A 19,094-nucleotide genomic window follows, 5' to 3' on the forward strand; every position below is an offset into this window, starting at 1 on the left:
TTGGGACAGGCTATCGCTTTTTTCTCCTGCCCCTGTCCCAATTCGCGTTGTTTTGGGACAGGCTGTCACTTTTTACTCTTGCCCCTGTCCCAATTCGCGTTGTTTTGGGACAGGCTATCGCTTTTTACTCTTGCCCCTGTCCCAATTCGCGTTGTTTTGGGACAGGCTGTCGCTTTTTTCTTTTTTCTCCTGCCCCTGTCCCAATTTGCGTTGTTTCGGGACAGCTCACCATTTTTTTCTCTTCTTCCTGTACGAATCAGGCACACTTTCCCCGCTTATCTATCGGTCCGTCACAACGATATACGTCGCTTTGATTGGGCCGTGGACGCCAACAACGAGGCTCATTTCGATATCGGCACTGTTACTCGGTCCTGAAATAAAATTAATACAAGTCGGGAAGCGCTCTCCGCTTTCCGCTTTTTCATGAATCAGGCGTGTGGACTGCGACATCCGTGGTACGATGGTGCTTTTCGGTACGATCGCAATATAGGCGGTTGGGAGCAAACTCACTGCCCGTCCTTTCCCTTCATCACTGAAAAGGACGACTGTGCCAGATTCCGCGAGCGTCACATCACTGAACGTGATTCCGAGATCTGCTTGCTCAGCCAGATCGATGTTTTTCCGTCCCGCCTCAGTATTCCACTCATGAAAACTGAAAGGAGCATCCTCCTGATTCAAATAACCATCCAAACCATATTCCTTGACCCTGGGATCATCCCATGAAATGATCGATTTACTTCCGTATTGCTCGACAACATCGGCAAGCGCAGTTGATAGATTTTCAACATTGGTTTCGACAAGGTCTGTATGGATCTTCGTGCATTGGCTCTTCATCACCTCAAGAAGGTCATCCTGACTGAAGGAGTTCATCACTCTCCACTGGGGCTGGTGTTGCCACTCAGGCTTCACAACATCCCCTCTGATCCGCTCCCTGCCTAGATGTTTCGCGACATTATTTAGAAAGGTTTCGCGATTTTGGATCGATCCCGCTGTCATAGGAAGCACCATCCTTTCCACGCTTTTTATACCAATCCCGGAAGCGTTCCTTTTGCAGAGCAGGAAAATCCCTGCTGGCCGTCCATCCCTTCAAAGCACCTGGTCCAGAAGTAATCTTACCGCCGGTTACAAAAGGCGTCATGAACATCGGTGCTACTTTCGTCCCGATTTTATACAAAGCCGTTGAAGTCGTCCCTGCTTTAAAAACTTTCATCGCCGTCCGTTCTACCCATGGTACAGAGGCTTCTTCTTCCACAATCTTTTTCCGGTGTTTGTTCAACAAATCGTGAAGGGGGATGTTGACAGGACATGCTTCCGTGCATGCTGCACAGAGTGTCGAGGCGTATGGCAATTCTTTATGATCCTCATAGCCATCCAGAAGCGGTGTCAGTACCGCTCCAATCGGACCCGGGTAGATGGAACCATACGAATGTCCGCCTATATGACGATAAACGGGACACACATTGATACAAGCAGCGCATCGAATACAATGCAACGCTTCCTGAAATTCGGTCCCGAGGATCTTCGAACGACCATTGTCGATAATGACGAGATGGAACTCCTCTGGTCCATCAACTTCATTCTCGCCTCTTACTCCCGTCAAACCTGTGACATAGCTTGTCAGCTTCTGTCCGACCGCACTCCTGCACAACAGACTGACGAGCACATCAAGCTCTTCCCAGGTCGGCACGATCCGTTCCATGCCCATTACCGTTATCTGCGTTTTCGGAAGCGCCGAGACCAAACGCGCATTTCCTTCGTTCGTAATCAAACTGACCGATCCAGACTCTGCAACCGCAAAATTACAACCGGTAATGCCGACATCCGCTGACAGAAATTCCTTCCGTAACTGCTCACGTGCAAACAGGGCGAGCTCCTCTGGTTTTTCCGTCTTTAAATACCCCTTGCGATCCCGGAAAACATCGCGGATCTGCTCCTTGTTTTTATGAAGTGCAGGGGCAACGATATGGGACGGTGGATCCCAGTCATCCACTTGCAGGATGTACTCGCCGAGATCCGACTCGACAATCCCACAGCCCACTTCTTCCAACGCCTCGTTCATTCCGATTTCTTCGGTCACCATTGATTTGGACTTGATCGCCTTTTTAGCGTTTTTCTTTTCGATCACCTCTTTTATGTACCGGTTGGCGTCTTCAGCCGTTTCTGCAAAATAGACATTCCCACCCTGTCTGGCCACATTTTCGCTCAACTGCTCAAGATAATAATCGAGGTTTTCGAGTGTATGCTTCCGAATCTCTTCACCGAGGTTCCGCCATTCTTCCCAGTCTCCGAGCTCCTCAGCTGCGTTCAATCGTCCGTCCCGCAGCCTGCCCTGGGCCGATTGGACAGCACCGCGCATAAAATTGTTCCCTAATCCTGTGTTCACTCGTTCCGGAAATTTCCGGTCTCCAATCTTAATGCCCATCCGGTTCACCTCCATCTACAGATTTCCCGTTCAACACTTGTGCGATATGAAGCACTCGTACAGGGGATTTTTCTCTCGACAGCCTCCCGCTGATATTCATCAAACAGCCGCAATCTGATCCTATGAGAATGTCCGCGCCGCTCTTCTTGATATTTTCAACCTTGTCATCGACCATTTCTTTTGAGATTTCCGGCATTTTTACTGAAAACGTCCCACCGAAGCCACAGCAATCATGACAGTTCGGCAGCGGCTGCATCTCCAGTCCTTCCACCCTACTTAATAGTTTTCCAGGCGCATCGGAAACCCCTAGCAATCTCGTCATATGACAGGACGTATGATAGGTAGCCTTTGCTGGTAGTTTTGCACCGATATCCTTAACATCAAGGACCTCGACTAAAAATTGGGTCAGCTCAAAAGTTTTATCCGCCAGTTTCGAGGCGTATGATGCCCATAGATGATCATCAAAAAGATGGACATACTCCTTGAGCATCGTTGCACATGAGCCCGAAGGCGTGACCACATAGTCGGCATTCTCGAAAACCTTGATCATATGCTTGGCTGTTTGTTTCGCCTCCTGGTGATAACCGCTGTTGAAGGCCGGCTGTCCACAGCATGTCTGTCGTTCAGGAAAATCAACGTCACAACCGAACTTTTCCAGCAGTTCGACGGTATCCATCCCGACCTCTGGATAAAACAAGTCGGCTAAACAAGTGATGAATAAGGAAACGTTCATGTATGGCTCCCCTCCTATCAATCTTTCTTATTTTAAGATCCTGTTAATCTTACATTCTGCCTTGAACCGAAATCCTTCCAGCCTTTTAAAAAGCGATTGAATTGACTTGGTTGTATTATAGTAGAAGCGTGTCCCTCCCACAACAATATCGTGCGAATTTTCTGTAAAGTTAAACTTGGCAAAGCCAAGCTTTAGCGCTGGCTGAGCAGTTGTCCTTTTATTGAAAGGCTCTTTTCTAAAAGATTGTTGCTTGTGAGTCATTTTAAAAACTCACCTTGTGCAAGTTGATTGGAAAGCAAGGTGCGAGACTCCTCGAAAATGAAAATCGCATTTTCTTCGTGTGATGTAACGCTGCCGAAGCTTTCCTTGTCCTGCGGGATCAGCGTGCCTACTACCTGAATAATCTCCTCGCAAGGCATGCGACGAGAAAGCTCGCTTCGACAGGACTTTCTTGTAGACGCAGGAGCACAAATGCTTCCTTGATAAGGAGACTCCTGAGGTCGCTAGGCGTCGAGTGGGCTCACCGTACGCCCCGCGGAAAGCGAGTATCCTGGAGCGGAAATCAACGACTTTTAAAGAAAACTTGGCGAGACCAAGCCTTTTGTAGGTCGAGCCTTAGTTGCCCTTATACTGAAGAAAGTATTTTATACTTTCTTTAAGTGCAAGAGCAATAAAGTTTGCGAAAACAGCCTATTGAAATGAATTGAAAACCCCTCCGTCTGCACTCGAAGGGGTTTTGCAATTATTTCACTGACTTGATCGGTTTCTGATCGATCTGGACAAGGTCCGTCTTATTTTTATTCGTGGCAATTGTATAAATAGCAAGAGCAGCGATGACGGTAACGATAACCGTCCCGATATTCACCACACCCTTTTCGGCCGTCCAGACGATCGAATATCCGAGTGCGCCGGCTGCAGTCGCATAATAGAAGAACGGAATGAGTGTTTTCCGAATAACATCCCCTTCCTTTCCGACCAGTCCAACGACAGCAGAAGCCGCAACGACATTATGCACACAGATCATATTCCCTGCAGCACCACCGACCGCTTGCAATGCAACGATCCAGGAAGCATCGACACCGATTTGCGAGCCAACATCATACTGAAACAAAGAAAACATCATGTTACTGACTGTATTACTTCCGGCAATGAACGCCCCGAGCCCACCGATGAATGGCGCAAACAACGGCCAGATGTCTCCGGTGAGTGAAGCCACTCCATCGGCCAGTACAATCGGCATCCGCTCATAACCAGCAGCACCTCCGCCGGAATTGAGGAAGACCTGGACCATCGGCACGGTAAAAACAAGTGCAGTCGAGGCAGCAATCATCGTTTTACCGGAATGAGCCCATGCCCTTTTATAGGCACCCAAATCCATCTGGTGGATGAAAAAGGTGATCAATGAGACGAGGACAAAAATCGTACCCGGCAGATAGAGCGGCTGGAAGCTAGCTGTGATTTCGGTCCCGAACATATTCTCGAATGTAACCGTCCATGCCTGGAGCCACTCCAAAAATGGCAGCGCTTTCAATCTTGTCAAGACGAGGAATACACCGATGAGAATGTAAGGCATCCATGCACGGACCATCGACATTCTTCCATTCCGATGCTCGATATCCCCGATTTCGATTTTTCCAGTCCAGGAAGGATCCCACTTCGATTTTTCTTCAAAATCCCAATGCTCTTCTTTCGGTGGCATGAGGAAGCCTTTTTTAGCAGCGAAAACGACAATTGCAAGACCGACAAGACCACCAATCAGGGAAGGAAATTCAGGACCAAGCACATTCGCGACGATCACATACGGAACTGTCATTGCAAAAGCAGCAAACAACGCAAACTTCCAGACCTTGATTCCCTCTCTGAACGATTTGTTTTTCCCGAAAAAGCGTGTCATAAGCGCAACAACGAACAACGGAACGAGTGTCCCGACAATCGCATGGACGATCGCGACCTTTCCGCCGATCATCGTTACGAGAGAGAGGAAGTTATCCGTGATGCTTGCATCCGCGACTAAACCTGTTTGTACCCCGACAAGGATTGGCGTTCCAACAGCACCGAAGGAGACCGGTGTACTCTGGATGACCATCCCCGCTACAACCGCAGCCATTGCTGGGAACCCGAGTCCGACAAGCAGCGGTACAGCTACCGCAGCAGGCGTACCGAAACCAGCAGATCCTTCAATGAACGAACCGAAAAGCCAGGCGACGATGATCACCTGGATCCGCCTGTCCGGGGAGATATCGATGAAACCTTCGCGGATGGTTTTGATTCCACCGCTTTCCTGTAACGTGTTCAATAATAGAATGGCACCGAAAATAATGTAAAGTAGTGTGGCAGCAACGACTAATCCGTTGACAGAGGCAGCAGCGACTGTTGCACCGGGAATCTTCCATACAAATAAAGCCAAAACCACCGCCACTAAGTACGAAATCGGCATAGCTTTACTTGCCGGCCATCTGAGCCCTACGAGGAATATCCCAACAGCGGCAATCGGTAATAACGACAATAATGCCAAAGTACCAGTACTCATAATTACCTCCTATAACCCTATTATTTTTCAATCCCCTCCCTGTTCATTGGTCGTAATCAGGACTTGATGGGAACAGGGGCTTTCACAAAGGTGTTCTTCAATGATCCGATTTCATCAATATTACATTCGACAACATCACCATCCTTAACAAAGTAGGCTCCTAATGGACTTCCCGTTAAAATGACATCTCCCGGTTGCAGCGTCATGACCTTGGAAAGATATGCAACCATTTCTCTCAACGGCACAATCATAAGGTTTGTCGGGCTGTTCTGTTTTTCCTCACCATTCACCACCGCCTTGACATGAATTTTGTCTGGATCGAGTTCCGTTTCAATGACAGGACCGATCGGTGTGAACGTATCGAAAGCTTTTCCGAGCGTCCAGTGCCCGTTTTCATGGAAAAATTGAGGAGCCGTTACATCGTTCCCGATCGTATAACCGAAAATATGGTCGAGCACCTCCTCTTTCGCTACGTTTTTCATTGCTTTGCCGATGACGACTGCCAATTCCGATTCAAACTTGATTTCATCAATGGATTCAGGCACGATCACTTCGGTATCTGGCCCTGTCACAGATGAATCCGGTTTGAAAAAGAACACCGGCATGTCCGGCGGTGAAGAAGGCAGCTCCTCCTTCTTGCCGACATAATTGGCACCGATTCCGATAATTTTATTCGGGGGCACTGGTGCCAGGAACTCAACATCGGCCTTTGCCACTGTTTCCCCGGTATATTCCCAACTATCAAAAAGGTCTCCCTCTATTAATTTGCATTCACCCTCGGTTAGGACACCGAAGTGCACTTGTTCTTGATATTTGAATCTCGCAAACTTCATTTCCTTCACTCCTAAGCTGTATTTACATCACTTTTTTGACATCCATACACCGGCTCGGCGTCGGGAACAACTTCCCACTGTTCAGCAAACCGTACGGATTAAAGACGTCACGCACATTGGTCTGTGCCTCCAATTCTTCATCAGTAAAAATGAACCGCATCTCCTCGATCTTTTCGATGCCGACACCATGTTCACCGGTAATGGAACCTCCGACATCGGCACACGCCTTCAAACAGGCGGATCCTGCTTGAAGCGCTTTCTCCGTTTCTCCTGGAATCCTCGAATCGAACAGGATCAACGGATGGAGGTTTCCATCCCCCGCATGAAAGATGTTTGCGATTCTTAGTCCTGATTCCTCACTGATTTTAGCGATATTCCAGAGAACTTCCGGAAGCCTGCTACGCGGAATCACCCCATCTTGTACAAGATAATCAGGTGAAATCGCACCCATCGCTCCGAATCCGGTCTTCCGGTTCGCCCACCACCTTCCCCTTTCCTCTTCACTTTCCGCAACCTTCACTTCCCGTACATTCCATTTCCTGCAAACACCCATGATCTCTTCAATCTGCTCGGCGATTCCCGCAGTGATGCCATCGACTTCAATGAGCAGCAGTGCTTCGATGTCATCCGGGTGCCCGACAGGATACGTACCAGCCTCAACACCTTCAATCGCCGTCTTGTCCATCATTTCAAGCGCAGCCGGTACAATCCCAGCAGAGATGATATCCGACACAGCTTGACTGCCTTCTTCCACATCATCAAAATAGGCGAGGACCGTCTGTTTACCTTCTGGATTTTTCAGGATCCGAACCGTGATTTTCGTCACGATGCCGAGCGTTCCTTCCGACCCAGTGAGAAGTCCGAGCAGGTCATACCCAGGGGAATCCGGGATACCGTTCTCACTGATTTTGATGATTTCGCCATCGGGTAAAACCACCTCAAGCCCCAAGATGTGATTGGTAGTCACCCCGTATTTGAGACAATGAGCACCGCCCGCATTCTCCGCCACATTTCCTCCGATTGTACAAACATACTGACTCGAAGGGTCAGGCGCATAATAATATCCTTTGTCTGCAATCGAATGCGTCAGCTTCAGATTGACGAATCCGGGTTGGACAACGGCTTGTCGGTTTTCGTAATCGACACGCAACAGGTGTTTCATTTTCACGAGACTGATGATCACTTCTCCATTGAGCGGGATCGAACCCCCACTAAGGCCGGTCCCCGCTCCCCGTGCGAGGAACGGCAGTTGATTTTCCGCACAATACTTCACGACGGCGGCCACCTCGGCTGTATCCTTCGGGAAAACAACCGCTTTCGGCATCGCCTTGTGGATCGTGAACCCATCACAATCATAGGAGAGGAGATCTTCCTTTTTATAAAGAATCGATTTTTCACCGACAATGCCTGCGAGACTTTCAATCACTGGATCTCGTGGCGGGTTCTTCTTTTTTTTCGTAAAAAACATGAGCAATCACCCCTTCCTCGCAGTAGTGGCGAGATTAGCGTCCGATGGACTAAGCCCATCCTTGATATCCTGCTGATAAGCCCAGTCGAGCAGCTGGACGGTGTGGACGATTTCAGCTCGTCTTCCGTGTTTTTGCACACCGAGCGCCATTTGCAGCATGCAGCCAGGGTTCCCCATCGAGATCATCTCGATATCCTGCGGTACATTCTCCATTTTCCGCTCCAGGACCGCTCCCGCCATTTCAGGATTCGTGATGTTATATATTCCGGCGCTGCCACAGCACATATCCGCATTCGGCTGTTCGACATATTCGACGCCGTTGATATCATTGAGAAGTTGGCGCGGTTCATGCCGAATCCCCTGTCCATGTGCAAGATGACACGCATCGTGATAAGTGATCCTCCTATTCACTTCACTGTGCGGTTTTTCATAACCGGTATCATACAGATATTTGGATATGTCCTCGACTTTATCCGCAAATTCCTCCGCTCTCGTTTTCCATTCCGGATCATTCCGTAGCAACTCAGGATACTCCTTCAACGCACAACCGCAACCAGCCGCATTGATGATGACTTTATCAGCGTCCTGGAAAGCCTCGACGTTCTGTCTTGCGAGTCTTTTTCCGGTCTCACGGTCACCCGCATGAACGTGAAGCGCACCGCAGCACGTCTGGTTTTTCGGTAAAACGACTTCATTGCCGTTGTAGGTCAACACATTGATCGTTGACTGGTTGATATCCGCGAACATGACATCCATAATGCACCCGGTCAACATCGCGACCCTCGCTTTCGGCTCGCCGTTCGCAGGGATGACATCGACATCCTTGTACTTCTTCTGGACTGATGGTTGGATTTCCGGCATGATCGATTCCATCTCGGCCAAATGCTTCGGCATAACCTTCAATGCACCGGTTTTCCGGACGACCTGCTGCAGACCGCTCTTCTGGTAAAAATTCAGGAGACCTCCAACAGCGTTCAAGCGATTTTTATGTGGAAAAAGCTGCTTTAAAAACAGGTTGCTGACCGCTCCTCTCCACCCTTTCAAAGGCATCGCCTGGCGCACCTGTCCTCGCGCTTCCTCAATCAAGCCACCGACATCGACGTCAGCCGGGCAAGCGGTCGTACACGCACGGCAATCGAGGCACTGGAACACTGGATCCATGAATTGTTCATTGACTTCGAGCTTTCCTTCCGCCACCGATTTGATCAGATGGACACGTCCACGGGGCGAATGCTGCTCCTGTCCGGTTTCAAGATAGGTTGGGCACGATTCAAGACACATCCCGCAATGGACACAGTCCGCCCACTTTTCCTCGTCCGGATGGTCATCCCACAGATAGTTGCTTAAACTGTTGGAAGAACTGCAAGGCGGGTCAACTTGCTGATGCTGCTCCTTTACTTTTACAGCCATTTCATATCCCTCCTATAAAACGCTTGTAATTCAAAGTGTTTTCAGGATCGATCTTCCGTTTGATGCCTTGAAATAGGAAAAAGTAAGACGGCTTATCGCCCCAGATATCGATTTCCTTCCGAAGTTCGAAGGGCAGATGTTTGACGACTGCATAGCCATTTTTCGTGCTGACGAACTCTCGCAGCTGATTGATAGTATTTTTGATCGCGTCGGTTGGTCCACTGAGCATCACCAAACTCAATCCGTGGCCAAGGCCGCCATGCGCTTCCAGTTCTACACCGTTTTTTTGATGCAATTTCCGGCATTCCTTCAGGATGTCGAATACCTCCATGTTTTTGCTGCTGATTTTGACAACAGCCTTCACCTGGCCTTCCCGCTGATCAACATTCGGGGCATTCGGCTGGAGGTTCGAAAATCTCTCCCAAAATTCTTTCGACTCTTTGGGTGATAATACGGATTGGATCGCCGCTTCGGGTTTATTCGTCGCAACCCATTCCTCTTGATAACGAACCGCTTTTTCGACGTCCTCAAACGCGATTAGAAGGGTATACTCCTTCCGAGAAAGCAATTTTTCCGCCAATGAAGGCACCACAAGTTCAAGGGATACTGGTTCGATCATCGAGTCCTGCAGCTTCACAATGAATTTTTTCAATTCGTCCAAACAATCTTCTTCAATTGATAAAAGGACGAGGCTTTCGTGCTTCGGAACCGGCCTCAATTTCATAGTGATTTCCGAGATGACACCCAAAGTCCCCATTGCACCTATGAACAGTTTATTCATATCGTAACCGGCCACATTTTTCACGACCTTCCCACCTGTACGGATGACGCTGCCGTCAGCATAAACGACCCTCATACCGATGACGAGATCTCTAGCTGAACCATACTTGAGACGTTTCGGACCGCTTTCATTCGCCGATATCACACCCCCGATCGTTGCCTGTTCAGGCCAACTCGGATCGATGGAAACCATCTGATCATGCTTCTTGAGATAATCCTGAAGTTCCGCGATCGTTATTCCAGGCCTTACCGTCACTGTCATATCGCCGACTGTATGCTCGACGATCCCTTTATAATCCACCAGTGAGAGGACGAGATCGTATTCTTCCTTCACGCCGCCATAGCCGCGTTTCGTCCCGTTTCCCATCACCGTGACTTTTTTTCCTTCCTTATTGGCAGTACGTAGCACCTGCTGGATTTCTTCTTCACTTTGCGGGCTGACGACGGACAAACCCGTGTTACCGTATTGTTTCGATAAAACCAGTCGATTACCGTTGACCTCTTTCAATTCCACACGATCCACCCCTTTTAGAGTGATTTTCTGGATTCTCCAACTCTAACGGACACCAGAGACCTTATTCGCCTCAATTTCCGATGTTTTCAAGATCTAACGGACACCAGGGACCTTATTTGGTCACAACTGGCTGAAAATCACCCTGAAAGAGACAAATAACGGCTCTCATGTCCGTTAGTTTTCCGAATCACTTCGTTTTGGTCCAAATAGCGTCTCTCATGTCCGTTAAAATCCTCAAACACGCTCTCCTTTAACGAAAAGACCACTAACTGCACGTGAGTTAATGGTCTTATGCTTTCTAAAGATGACTATTTCTGAGCCAGCATCCGCTGTTTCGCTTCGATACGACGGCGATGAAGGATCGGTTCAGTATAGCCGCTCGGCTGTTCATACCCTTTAAGGACGAGGTCGCACGCAGCCTGGAACCCGACCGACTTGTCATAGTCCTCAGACATCGGCTTGTAATCCGGATCACCGGCATTCTGTTCATCAACGACCTTCGCCATCCGCTTCAACGTCTCCAGAACCTGTTCCTCTGTACAGATACCATGGTGGAGCCAGTTCGCCATATGCTGGCTGGAAATCCGCAATGTCGCACGGTCTTCCATCAGATCAACATTGTTGATATCAGGTACCTTCGAGCAGCCGATGCCATACTCCACCCAGCGTACAACATACCCAAGAATCCCTTGAGCATTGTTGTCCAATTCTGCCTGGATTTCCTCTGCACTCCAATCTGGATTTGCGGCAACAGGAATTTGCAAAATGTCATCTCGATAGTCATTATTCAATTCAAGTAATTGGTGTTGTACTTTTTTCACATCGATCTGGTGATAATGGAGCGCATGGAGCGTCGCAGCCGTCGGCGACGGTACCCAGGCGGTATTCGCACCAGCCTCGAGCTGACCGCACTTTTGCTCGATCATATCCGCCATCAAGTCCGGCATCGCCCACATTCCTTTACCGATCTGCGCTTTACCCTGGAATCCAGTTGCCAGACCGACCTGGACATTCGACTTTTCATACCCTTGTAACCATTTCGATGACTTCATCTCATGTTTACGGATCATCGGCCCCGCTTCCATGGACGTATGCATTTCATCACCCGTCCGGTCCAAGAAACCAGTATTGATGAAAACGATCCGCTCTTTCACCTTCTCGATACAAGCCTTCAAATTCAACGTCGTACGGCGTTCTTCATCCATCACACCGATCTTCAACGTGTTTCGTTTTACACCGACAAGGTCTTCCGTTCGATCAAAAAGTTCATTGGCAAAAGCGACTTCCTCGGATCCGTGCATTTTCGGTTTGACGATATAGATCGAGCCTTTCTTGGAATTCTGATAGCGTGAATTTCCAAGTACATCATGTTTTGCGATGAGACCGGTCACCACGGTATCCAAAATCCCTTCAGGCACCTCCTGGCCATCCTTATCCAAAACCGCCTGGCTCGTCATCAAATGCCCGACGTTACGTGCAAACATGAGGGAACGCCCTGGCAAAGTGAATACCTTCCCATCAGGTGACGTATATTCACGGTCAGGATTAAGTGTCCGGTCGACCGTTTTCAGCCCTTTCGTGAATGAACTTGAAAGATCCCCTTTTATCAAGCCTAAGTAGTTTTGATAGACGAGCACCTTGTCCTCTGCATCCACCGCTGTCACAGAGTCTTCGAAGTCCATGATCGTCGTTAAAGCGGATTCGACGAAAACATCCTTCACACCAGCCCTGTCCGTCTGGCCAATTGCATGATCTCGATCGATTTGGATTTCAAAATGAATGCCGTTATTTTTCAAAAGAATCGCCTGCGGTTCATTTTCATTGCCCTGATAGCCGACAAACTGAGCTTCATCCTTCATTCCCGTCGTTTCCCCACTGGTTAAAGATGCAGCCAGTTTACCTCCGACGATGGCATAACCCGTTACGTCATTATGACCCCCTTTTGCGAGCGGAACAGTTTTGTCGAGAAATTCTCTTGCGAATGTGATGACTTTTTCACCACGTACTGGGTTATAGGACCCTTTCTTATCCGCCCCGCCTTCCTCACTGATCGCATCGGTCCCGTAAAGCGCATCGTACAGACTCCCCCACCGTGCGTTTGCCGCGTTGATTGCATAACGTGCATTGTTGACAGGCACCACAAGCTGCGGTCCAGGCTGTGCGGCGATTTCATCATCGACATTTTCAGTCGAGACCTTGAAATCTTCAGCTTCCGGTTCAAGGTAATTCAACTCTTTCAAGAATGATTTATAGGTTTCGAGATCGAACGTATTAGTCGATTTATGCCATTCATTGATCTTCTCTTGCAGTTCTTCCCGTTTCTCCAGCAGTGCTTTATTTTTAGGGGCAAGCTCTTCGACAATCTTTTCGAGACCTGACCAAAATGTATCAGCTGACACCTCACTGCCCGGTATCGCTTCGGAATTGATAAAATCGTATAAGACTTGGGCAACTTGAAGATTCCCCACTTTTACATAGTCCGACATATAATTCCTCCTATCGAATGGTTGACTGCGCATGTAAGCCTTTTCATTTAATATTCTGAATTGAAAAATAATTCACACATACTATCTTATAATAAAATGATGCATATCCATAATATATATTTAGAATGTTGATTATGCTTTTTAGTTATAATAGACTTTCATTAAGGTGTTTTAGCAAACTTTGTTGCTCTTGAAAGTCGTTGGTTTCCGCTCCAGGATGCTCGCTTTCCGCGGGGCGTGCGTTGAGCCCACTCGTCGCCTTGCGACATTGAATGGTCTCACCTGTCCCGCTAATCCCGCAGGAGTCTCGCACCTTGCTCTCCAGTCAACTTGCACAAGGTGAGTTTTTAAAAATGACTCACAATCAACAATCTTTAGAAAAGAGCTTTTAGAAAACAGCCTTCAAAAACAACTATCAAACTACTTAATTACGAAATCACTCCCTTTTTTGGGGAGCTGATTTACGAGAATTTCATTTTAAAATCCAAAGTTTAATAGGGGAAAGGAGTGGATCCTGATGGACATCCGCCATCTCGAATATTTTTCAGAGGTTGCTAGACATTTAAGTTTCACGAAGGCCGCTGCCACTTTACACGTTTCCCAGCCCTCGATCAGTAAAGCGATCAAACAGCTAGAGGAAGAATTAGGAGTGTCTTTATTTTATCGATCCAAGGAATTGGAATTGACAGACGCAGGAAAAGCTGTACTCATTAATACGAAGAGTGTTCTCCAAGCCTTCAACAATCTGACTTCAGAGCTCACAGATATCATGGATTTGAAAAAAGGGGAAATCAGGATCGGAATTCCTCCGATCATCGGTGCTGCCTTTTTTTCCAAGCTGATCAGTCAATTTAAAGAAACATACGCGCATGTTGACCTTTCACTGAATGAAGTTGGTTCGAAAAGTATCAAACAAGGAGTCGAAGAAGGTTCACTCGATATCGGATTAGTCTGTAATCTGCCCGATAATAAAGGGAATTTCGAAATGGTACGGTTGATCAATGATCCGTTGATGCTCATCGTACATACAGATCATCCATTAGCTATGGAAAATGAGGTCGAACTCACAGCGCTTAAAGGGCAACCCTTCATTCTGTACCGCCATGACTTCACTCTTCATGACCGCATTCTTGAGGAATGTTCCAGAAACGGCTTCACCCCAAATGTTGTATGCCAAAGTTCCCAAAAGGATTTTATGATAGAAATGGTAGAGGCAAAATTAGGTGTGGCCTTGTTACCTAGTAAAATCGCAAATTCACACCTTCACCCGGAGATCCGCGCCATACCTTTGGCGAATTCCAACCTAAGTCTTGAACTAGGACTTTTATGGAAAACGAACAAATACCTCCCTTTCGCCGTCAGGGAATTCATCGAAATGTCCAAAGGATTTTTGCCTTGAGTTCAATGTATTTTCGCGATTTCATACTCAATTTTCAAAAACGGTTTTCCCAAAAGACGCATGTGATGATTCGCCCTCAGCGTATTTGCTCCAACATCAAACCAGACGTGGAAATGCTCATCAATCGGCAGTTTTAAGGTGAACCACGGACAATGATAATAGATACCTTCGTCGCCTTTTCGATGCTTGGTAAAACTGGCAAGCCTCAAGCCTGCTTCTCCGATAAGATCCATCTTCAAAATACCGGTCATGTTTCCGAATAAAAGCGGCATCGCAATATTCATGTACCGCTCCCCTTCATGGACATGGGAAGAATACGCCGCTGCAAAGATCGGCTCCTCATCCTCTGTCGTCCGAATCCACGCACGCACATCCTCGCGTCCATCTTTGTCAGATTGAACAGGCACGATTTTTCCGGTCATCCGGATATGATCTGTCCCGTTAAGCGGGAGGTTGATCTGGCCGATCCGTCTGCTGATCGCTTTATAGAGTTTGGAAAAAGTGATGAATCCCGGCTGCCATTCAGTATGGGAATCGAGATCGTAGTTGAGCGTATTTTCATAAAATGACACAATTTCAGGATGAAACTTTCGGGTGCTGAAACCAGTGCGGTCATAGTCGCTCATCGTGTCAATCAAGCTATTGCGGAGGTGAGTCGAATCGACCAAGTTGTTTCGATCGAAAAAATCAGCTCCCGTGTAAAAGCCGCTATGAATTTTACTGAATGGAATGCCATAAGGATTGTGGTGCGGTTTCGGAGTGTCGAGGAACCAACCGACAACGCCGCAAAACACCACGAAAAACGCATTCCCGATGCCATGGAAAAGAACCATATCCGGAATTGGAATCATTACCACATTCAACGCTCTGCTCAACCCGTATATGAAAGAAAAAGCGAGTGTAAGGATCAAAACGGAGGTTGATAGGAATAGCAAGATCCTTGGCAGCCAGCTTATTTTCGGAACGACATGGGTAAAAATTAAGATGCAATATAAAATAAGCGCAATGACGAAAATCCCGACCGAAAGAAATTCAAAAAGCCTTGAGTATGTAATGCCGATTGCGATCAGAATCGGACCAGCGAGGATCCCGCAGGTCGCTAGTTTGTAAGTTTTAGAGAGAGTGTGTTGTTGTCCAACGAGAAAACGTCCAAGTAATCCGTTGAAAATCGGTAGGACGAATGCTGAAAATTGAAAGTGGATCGCCGTCAATTGGATGATCGTCATGCTGAAATCCATGATTTCAAGCCCGAAACGGCTGATGGTGAACCAAACACCTCCAAGAAGGAAGTAGATCAAACCGATATCGACAGAAAGTTCCTCAAGCCGCCGGGTGCCTCGTGCGCTGAAACGGGCAGCTCCATACAAAAAAACGAGAATCGAAAAAACAAGCCAACCAACAGAAAGAAACCCTGCAGTGACACCAGGTTCCAGGCTGAATGATAGACCCGCTAGCACCGCCATCGGTAGCTGGAGATGGAATGCGGCTCGATATGTTGTGAAAAGCGTGCCATCACGTTTCACGGTTTCAGTCAGGGCGAACGTCAGCGGCACAGTTACATAAATGGCGAACAATAGAAGCTGTTCAATCAAGTTGAGCTCGATTGCGAACAGGGATATAAGCCAAAGGATGAAACCGATCCCCGCATTCATCATTGCTTTTTTTTTCACATCAAACACCTACTCTCTTGCATCAAACTTTTGCGGAAACGCATATGCCGGGAGTTGTCCAGGAGGCATCGGGACAACCTCCATTTGGAAGTGACCTTTATATCTGAAAATCGTCCCGAACACTGCATTTTTCACAGAAACATCAATCGAAAACCGATTATTTTTCTCATCAAACTCTTCGTTAACGGTCGCCTGCCCAATCATTCGAGACGGAACAGAAATTCTTTTTTCACCAAGGTGGAAAAATTGGTAAGTCGATTTCATCCTTATCCCGCCTGTTTCCGAAACCCTGAAATCGATTCCAACGGGAGAAGCTTGCTGATTCCCGAGATAATCGATGATCCCCTTGGTTTTGTCGCTATAAACCATTGTCGCATCGAACCGACGATCCGCGTTTTTGAAATGAAACGTTCTGATCCAGGCGACCATTTCGCGCTCATAAGGATCTTTATATGCGTATTTTTCAAGTTTAAAAGGGATTCCGGTGCCGCGTTCAGGGAAGGTGATGTTTTTCTTGATCCCCAGCTTGATAAAGGGACTCATGAACCAACGCCCACCTGAAATCTCCTCCATCGTACCCGTGCAGATGATCGCTCGATGATCGTCACTCGAAAGGCGGAATTTTTCCTGGAGCTTTGGATGAAGCCGTTGAAAGTCCGCTCCTAGCGCTTTTTTATAGATTGAACTCAAGAATCTTCACCACGCCTTTTCCGCCTACAGTTTTTCGCCGATGGAATTCCTCGGCTGTTGAGGATTCCGATGACCGACAAGCCCACCATGGCAAGTGTCAGCGATATCGGGTTGAACGGTGCAACAAGGATTTCCGTATTGCTGAATATCGCACCAGTCAACAGCCCTAGCAACACGACAACATTTATGTAAAATAACTTTTTCTGTTTGATAGGAAGTAAAAAGAGAAGTCCGAAGGTGATTTCTGCTATCCCAAACACCTGAAGCACCGTTTCCTCAAAACCGACGAACAAGCCGGATTTTTGAAGAATCGCCAGTTCACCTGAATCCGGAAAAAGAAGCTTCGGAACCAGCCCCTGATAAATCCAAACAACAGCCAATACAGCGCAGATCATCCAGTGCATCATACTCCGTAATAAGGAGGTTTTCGGATGGACGTTATCCTCCAGCCATAACTTCAGACAGTCAAAGCTCCAGGCGGTCGCCCACCCCATCATCGGCCTGAAAACGCTGCGATCTAACAGCTGACCCGTCCCGCCAAATCGGGTCGTGTAATCATACAACGTGACAAACTGTATGCCATCCTGCGTCGGCGTGTATTTCCAGTAGCCTCCGCCTTTTTTAATGAGGGAAATCGGCATGTCTGTCCAAAACTTCAACGAGGAGGTCCTAGCACCGTTGTCATCCTCTTTCGTCCCGACGCTCTCCCCTTCCCCAGCAATACTAAGCCCGAAGCCGATGTTCGTTTTATACTCGAATCGCTGAGGTTCATCCTCATGCTTTTTCGGTAAATATGTAATGTTCGTGAAGCGCAGATCCCATTGTTCATGCTGTTTCGGATCCTGTGTCGCCTGCCAGATCCGCTCCATATCGGTATTGATGGTCGACTCCACATAAATCGGTTTATTTTTGTTCAATAGATCACACCCTTTTAACTGCTAATCAAGAAAACGGCTTTTGATGTCCGGCGTCGGTATCATACACGAATCCCGTTTGCCGAACCATTTGTACCGGTTCCGTGCGATGAAATTGTAGACGACATCCCGGACAGGAGTCGGAATGATTTTAAAAATAGTAAAAACACGCCATGCTCCGTTCAGATGTCTCGTCACTCGGAGTCCCGCGCTTGATTTTTGATACGCTTTTCCGTTTTCGATTAAGATGAAGCTATCAAACGTGTGCGGTAAGTTATGTTCTTTTAAAAGCCTCTGCCCCGTTTCACTCTGCAATGCGGCGAATTTAAACTGCGCTTTCGGGTCACGTTTAATCACAAATTGAACGATTCCATTGCACAAATTGCACTCACCATCGAATAAGAGGATACTATTCATGGAATCACCGCTTCTCCTTTTACTAACAGTATATCATTAGTATAGGACAATAAAGAAAACTTTGCACAGTCAAGCTTTGGCCCAGACTGAACCTTAATTGCCCTTGAATTGAAGAAAGTATCTATACTTTCTTTAAATACAAAACCCCCTGGATTCCAAGGGGCTTGTCTATTATAAAATTAATCCAGCTTCAAAATGTGTAAATCGGTTACCAATAATAGTCGTAACATTTCGAGAAGATGATTGAAGTTGGATGGAAATGGTGTCTCCTTCTTCTAATCTGATGATTGTACATCCATTAGCCTTATTTGTTGTACCTGGGTCTGATATTACCAATGCCAGGTCAGTGATGGCCGAAGCACGGCTGCTATTTAGAATCAACCGTACGTTGGTCGGAGCTGGACCACCCCCAGTAGCAACTGTATATTCAACACTTGCACAAACATTATATGTGCCAGCTTGTGGTGCTGTAAATGTTGAAGTAGCTGGGTTATAAGATGCTGATATATCAAAAACCGAGGTTTCAAACGTGACAGTTTGCGGAGTATTAATTCCAGTGATGGTTTGAGTAGCAGTATCCGCTGCACGAAATGCTGTTTCAGGAGGCGTAGGCCCTGGAGGTCCTTGTGAGCCTGTTTCTCCTGGAGGTCCTGGTGGGCCTTCTGGTCCTTGTCCCCTTTGAATGATTACACAACCGCCACTATTAGATGTACATAAACAATCGCCATTGCATTTACCACAATGCCTTTTCATATATACACTTCCTATTAATGTAGTAATACCCTAGTATATGACAAGCTCTTTTTTGATGTTCGTACAACTACCTAT

General features: G+C 47.3%; 16 protein-coding genes. 1 reads left to right on the top strand and 15 read right to left on the bottom strand.

Annotated elements, in window-relative coordinates; translation table 11 throughout:
• Positions 1 to 279 precede the first annotated feature (279 nt).
• From ACTWQL_RS03240 to ACTWQL_RS03285, 10 genes are all read right to left on the bottom strand, one after another.
• Complete coding sequence (locus tag ACTWQL_RS03240; RefSeq protein ID WP_443140978.1) at positions 280 to 996, bottom strand: LutC/YkgG family protein; 717 nt, start codon at positions 994 to 996, stop codon at positions 280 to 282.
• On the bottom strand, positions 953 to 2,422 hold the full coding sequence (locus tag ACTWQL_RS03245) for a LutB/LldF family L-lactate oxidation iron-sulfur protein (RefSeq protein ID WP_443140979.1): 1,470 nt from the start codon (positions 2,420 to 2,422) through the stop codon (positions 953 to 955). Before ACTWQL_RS03245 ends, ACTWQL_RS03240 begins: the two co-directional genes overlap by 44 nt.
• Entirely contained in the window at positions 2,412 to 3,155 is a 744-nt protein-coding gene (locus tag ACTWQL_RS03250; protein ID WP_443140980.1) for a (Fe-S)-binding protein, read from the bottom strand. The genes ACTWQL_RS03245 and ACTWQL_RS03250 overlap by 11 nt, the downstream gene beginning before the upstream one ends.
• Before the next feature lie 257 nt (positions 3,156 to 3,412).
• Positions 3,413 to 3,574, bottom strand: a complete 162-nt coding sequence (locus ACTWQL_RS03255) for a hypothetical protein (protein ID WP_443140460.1) — start codon at positions 3,572 to 3,574, stop codon at positions 3,413 to 3,415.
• A gap of 323 nt (positions 3,575 to 3,897) precedes the next feature.
• Positions 3,898 to 5,685, bottom strand: coding sequence for an L-lactate permease (locus ACTWQL_RS03260; protein ID WP_443140981.1), 1,788 nt, complete (start codon positions 5,683 to 5,685; stop codon positions 3,898 to 3,900).
• Between the two features lie 56 nt (positions 5,686 to 5,741).
• Positions 5,742 to 6,518, bottom strand: coding sequence for a fumarylacetoacetate hydrolase family protein (locus ACTWQL_RS03265; RefSeq protein WP_443140982.1), 777 nt, complete (start codon positions 6,516 to 6,518; stop codon positions 5,742 to 5,744).
• Between the two features lie 22 nt (positions 6,519 to 6,540).
• On the bottom strand, positions 6,541 to 7,986 hold the full coding sequence (locus tag ACTWQL_RS03270) for an FAD-binding oxidoreductase (RefSeq protein WP_443140983.1): 1,446 nt from the start codon (positions 7,984 to 7,986) through the stop codon (positions 6,541 to 6,543).
• Positions 7,987 to 7,992: 6 nt separating this feature from the next.
• On the bottom strand, positions 7,993 to 9,396 hold the full coding sequence (locus ACTWQL_RS03275) for a (Fe-S)-binding protein (protein WP_443140984.1): 1,404 nt from the start codon (positions 9,394 to 9,396) through the stop codon (positions 7,993 to 7,995).
• A 1-nt stretch (position 9,397) separates the two neighbouring features.
• Positions 9,398 to 10,690: an FAD-binding oxidoreductase gene (locus tag ACTWQL_RS03280; protein ID WP_443140985.1), complete on the bottom strand. Its 1,293-nt coding sequence runs from the start codon at positions 10,688 to 10,690 to the stop codon at positions 9,398 to 9,400.
• Between the two features lie 308 nt (positions 10,691 to 10,998).
• Entirely contained in the window at positions 10,999 to 13,176 is a 2,178-nt protein-coding gene (locus tag ACTWQL_RS03285) for a malate synthase G (RefSeq protein WP_443140986.1), read from the bottom strand.
• 517 nt (positions 13,177 to 13,693) lie between these two features.
• Between ACTWQL_RS03285 and ACTWQL_RS03290 the strand changes: the two genes are divergently transcribed.
• Positions 13,694 to 14,575, top strand: coding sequence for a LysR family transcriptional regulator (locus tag ACTWQL_RS03290; protein WP_443140987.1), 882 nt, complete (start codon positions 13,694 to 13,696; stop codon positions 14,573 to 14,575).
• Positions 14,576 to 14,577: 2 nt separating this feature from the next.
• Here ACTWQL_RS03290 and ACTWQL_RS03295 read toward each other — a convergent pair whose 3' ends face one another.
• The 5 genes from ACTWQL_RS03295 to ACTWQL_RS03315 all read right to left on the bottom strand — a co-directional run bounded on the left by ACTWQL_RS03295 (position 14,578) and on the right by ACTWQL_RS03315 (position 19,019).
• Positions 14,578 to 16,245: a YndJ family protein gene (locus ACTWQL_RS03295; RefSeq protein WP_443140988.1), complete on the bottom strand. Its 1,668-nt coding sequence runs from the start codon at positions 16,243 to 16,245 to the stop codon at positions 14,578 to 14,580.
• A 9-nt stretch (positions 16,246 to 16,254) separates the two neighbouring features.
• On the bottom strand, positions 16,255 to 16,935 hold the full coding sequence (locus ACTWQL_RS03300) for a DUF4166 domain-containing protein (RefSeq protein WP_443140989.1): 681 nt from the start codon (positions 16,933 to 16,935) through the stop codon (positions 16,255 to 16,257).
• Positions 16,932 to 17,852, bottom strand: a complete 921-nt coding sequence (locus ACTWQL_RS03305) for a DoxX-like family protein (protein ID WP_443140990.1) — start codon at positions 17,850 to 17,852, stop codon at positions 16,932 to 16,934. Before ACTWQL_RS03305 ends, ACTWQL_RS03300 begins: the two co-directional genes overlap by 4 nt.
• A gap of 21 nt (positions 17,853 to 17,873) precedes the next feature.
• The gene (locus ACTWQL_RS03310; protein WP_443140991.1) at positions 17,874 to 18,266 is read right to left on the bottom strand and encodes a thiol-disulfide oxidoreductase DCC family protein; all 393 of its coding nucleotides are present in this window, start codon (positions 18,264 to 18,266) and stop codon (positions 17,874 to 17,876) included.
• A gap of 171 nt (positions 18,267 to 18,437) precedes the next feature.
• Positions 18,438 to 19,019, bottom strand: coding sequence for a C1q-like domain-containing protein (locus tag ACTWQL_RS03315; RefSeq protein ID WP_443140992.1), 582 nt, complete (start codon positions 19,017 to 19,019; stop codon positions 18,438 to 18,440).
• Between the last annotated feature and the right edge of the window lie 75 nt (positions 19,020 to 19,094).

The organism is Pseudalkalibacillus sp. R45, from assembly GCF_052246725.1.
GTDB lineage: Bacteria > Bacillota > Bacilli > Bacillales > Fictibacillaceae > Pseudalkalibacillus.

What these genes read in the sequence shown, in the direction of transcription:
- ACTWQL_RS03260 (WP_443140981.1), bottom strand. Translation starts at nt 5,685, where the DNA reads ATGAGTACTGGTACTTTGGCATTATTGTCGTTATTACCGATTGCCGCT.
- ACTWQL_RS03285 (WP_443140986.1), bottom strand. Translation starts at nt 13,176, where the DNA reads ATGTCGGACTATGTAAAAGTGGGGAATCTTCAAGTTGCCCAAGTCTTA.
- ACTWQL_RS03250 (WP_443140980.1), bottom strand. Translation starts at nt 3,155, where the DNA reads ATGAACGTTTCCTTATTCATCACTTGTTTAGCCGACTTGTTTTATCCA.
- ACTWQL_RS03310 (WP_443140991.1), bottom strand. Translation starts at nt 18,266, where the DNA reads ATGAATAGTATCCTCTTATTCGATGGTGAGTGCAATTTGTGCAATGGA.
- ACTWQL_RS03255 (WP_443140460.1), bottom strand. Translation starts at nt 3,574, where the DNA reads ATGCCTTGCGAGGAGATTATTCAGGTAGTAGGCACGCTGATCCCGCAG.
- ACTWQL_RS03275 (WP_443140984.1), bottom strand. Translation starts at nt 9,396, where the DNA reads ATGGCTGTAAAAGTAAAGGAGCAGCATCAGCAAGTTGACCCGCCTTGC.
- ACTWQL_RS03240 (WP_443140978.1), bottom strand. Translation starts at nt 996, where the DNA reads ATGACAGCGGGATCGATCCAAAATCGCGAAACCTTTCTAAATAATGTC.
- ACTWQL_RS03265 (WP_443140982.1), bottom strand. Translation starts at nt 6,518, where the DNA reads ATGAAGTTTGCGAGATTCAAATATCAAGAACAAGTGCACTTCGGTGTC.
- ACTWQL_RS03315 (WP_443140992.1), bottom strand. Translation starts at nt 19,019, where the DNA reads ATGAAAAGGCATTGTGGTAAATGCAATGGCGATTGTTTATGTACATCT.
- ACTWQL_RS03270 (WP_443140983.1), bottom strand. Translation starts at nt 7,986, where the DNA reads ATGTTTTTTACGAAAAAAAAGAAGAACCCGCCACGAGATCCAGTGATT.
- ACTWQL_RS03290 (WP_443140987.1), top strand. Translation starts at nt 13,694, where the DNA reads ATGGACATCCGCCATCTCGAATATTTTTCAGAGGTTGCTAGACATTTA.
- ACTWQL_RS03245 (WP_443140979.1), bottom strand. Translation starts at nt 2,422, where the DNA reads ATGGGCATTAAGATTGGAGACCGGAAATTTCCGGAACGAGTGAACACA.